This is a genomic window from Mesorhizobium sp. M7A.F.Ca.AU.002.02.1.1 (assembly GCF_003998535.1).
GTDB lineage: Bacteria > Pseudomonadota > Alphaproteobacteria > Rhizobiales > Rhizobiaceae > Mesorhizobium > Mesorhizobium ciceri.
This window is the reverse complement of the sequence record NZ_RZPB01000975.1, coordinates 1-1,901: the sequence shown is the minus strand read 5'-3', so window position 1 is coordinate 1,901 and position 1,901 is coordinate 1. Positions and strand designations below refer to the sequence as shown.

Here is a 1,901-nt window from a genome sequence, read left to right as displayed (position 1 = left end):
GGCGACGGGCGTCCAGGTCGCGGGTGAAGGCGGCGCCTGGTCGATCGGCTACGCCAGCGACATGGCCAAGTTCGCTTCGGGCAAACAGCTGACGTCCTTTGTCCTCGACTGGACCAGCGACTATGTCGGCGCCGCCAAGGCCGTCGCCGCCGGCACCTGGAAGCCGGAAGTGCGCTGGGATGGACTGGCAGCGGGCGTCGTGAAGATGGCGCCCTACAATGACGGCATACCGGCCGACACCAAGGCCAAGCTGAAGCAGCTCGAGGCCGACATCGGCAGCGGCAAGGTGCACCCCTATGGCGGCGAGTTGAAGGACCAGGCCGGCAACCTCAAGGTCGCTGCAGGCTCCGTCCTGGCCGATGACGATGTTCGCGGCATGAACTGGTTCGTCAAAGGCATGATCGGCAAGCTGAGCTGAACGCCATCAAAGAACCAGGGAGGCGCCGAGACCGACCTTCGGCGTCTCCCTGCCTGGTTCCCGTCCAACCTCGCTTCACGCCACGGCAGGACCCGCCATGCATCCGCGTCTAGAACTGCGCAACATCCGCAAACGCTATCCCGGCGTCGTCGCCAATGACGAGGTCTCGCTGTCTATCCAGCCCGGCGAAATCCACGCCGTGCTGGGCGAAAACGGCGCCGGCAAATCGACCCTGATGAAGATCATCTATGGCGCGGCGCAGGCCGATTCCGGCGAGATCTTCTGCGACGGCAATCCGATCGCGGCGCACAACCCGGCGACGTCGCGCGCGCTCGGCATCGAGATGGTCTACCAGCACTTCGCGCTGTTCGAATCCGTTTCAGTGGTCGAGAACATTGCGCTCTCGGCAAGCAGCGCCTTCGATCTGCCCTCGCTTGCCGCCAAGATCCGCGAGCTTTCGCTTCGCTACGGTATGCCGATCGATCCGCATCGCCAGGTGCATGACCTCTCTGTCGGCGAGCGGCAGCGCGTCGAGATCGTGCGCTGCCTGCTGCAGGCGCCCAAGCTTCTGATCCTCGACGAGCCGACTTCCGTGCTGACGCCACAGGCGGTGGTCAAGCTGTTCGAGACGCTTCGACAACTCGCCGCTGAAGGCTGCAGCATCGTCTACATCAGCCACAAGCTCGACGAGGTGCAGGAGCTCTGTGACACCGCAACCGTGCTGCGCAACGGCAAGGTCACCGGCACCGCTCGGCCGAAAGAGACGACCTCGCTCGAGCTCGCCCGCATGATGGTCGGCTCGAAGCTGCCGGAAATGCATGTCAGCCCGCCGACCCCGAGCGAGAAGCCAGTGCTCGAGGTCAACAACCTTTCGGTCAAGGCAAGAGACCATTTCGGCGTGGATCTGAAGGACGTCTCCTTCAACGTTCATGGCGGGGAAATCGTCGGCCTGGCGGGAGTGTCCGGAAACGGCCAGGCGGAGCTTATCGCCTTGCTCAGCGGCGAACGCACGCATCACAACAACGACGCGATCAGGATTTGCGGTACCGCTGCCGCTCGCCTTCGTGCCGACGAGCGCCGTAAGCTCGGTCTCGCCTTCGTTCCCGAGGAACGGCTGGGCCGTGGCGCGGTACCGTCGCATACGCTGTGGGAGAACGCGGTTCTGACCGCCCATCGCTTCGGCACCGTCCGCAACGGCCTGGTCGACCGGCGCAAAGCCAGCGCCTTCGCAGCTGGCATCATCGACAGGTTCAAGGTCAAGGCCAACGGTCCGGCTTCGACGGCGCAAAGCCTGTCGGGCGGCAATCTGCAGAAATTCATCGTCGGCCGTGAGATCGCGCTCGAGCCGAAGCTTCTGCTTGTCTCCCAGCCGACCTGGGGCGTCGATGTCGGCGCCAGCGCCTTCATCCGCCAGACCATCGTCGACCTCAGCCGCGCCGGCGCGGCGGTGACACGCGCCCCTGGCAGATCACCAGAAGCCGGT

2 protein-coding genes are annotated in these 1,901 nt (G+C 64.8%); both read left to right on the top strand.

Features of this window, described 5'->3' with window-relative positions:
* Window positions 1-418 (top strand): BMP family ABC transporter substrate-binding protein (locus EN879_RS33960; RefSeq protein WP_127274616.1); only part of this gene is annotated, 418 nt, incomplete at its 5' end.
* Between the two features lie 97 nt (window positions 419-515).
* The coding region (locus EN879_RS33955) for an ABC transporter ATP-binding protein (protein ID WP_164774761.1) at window positions 516-1,901 on the top strand (1,386 nt) is incomplete at its 3' end.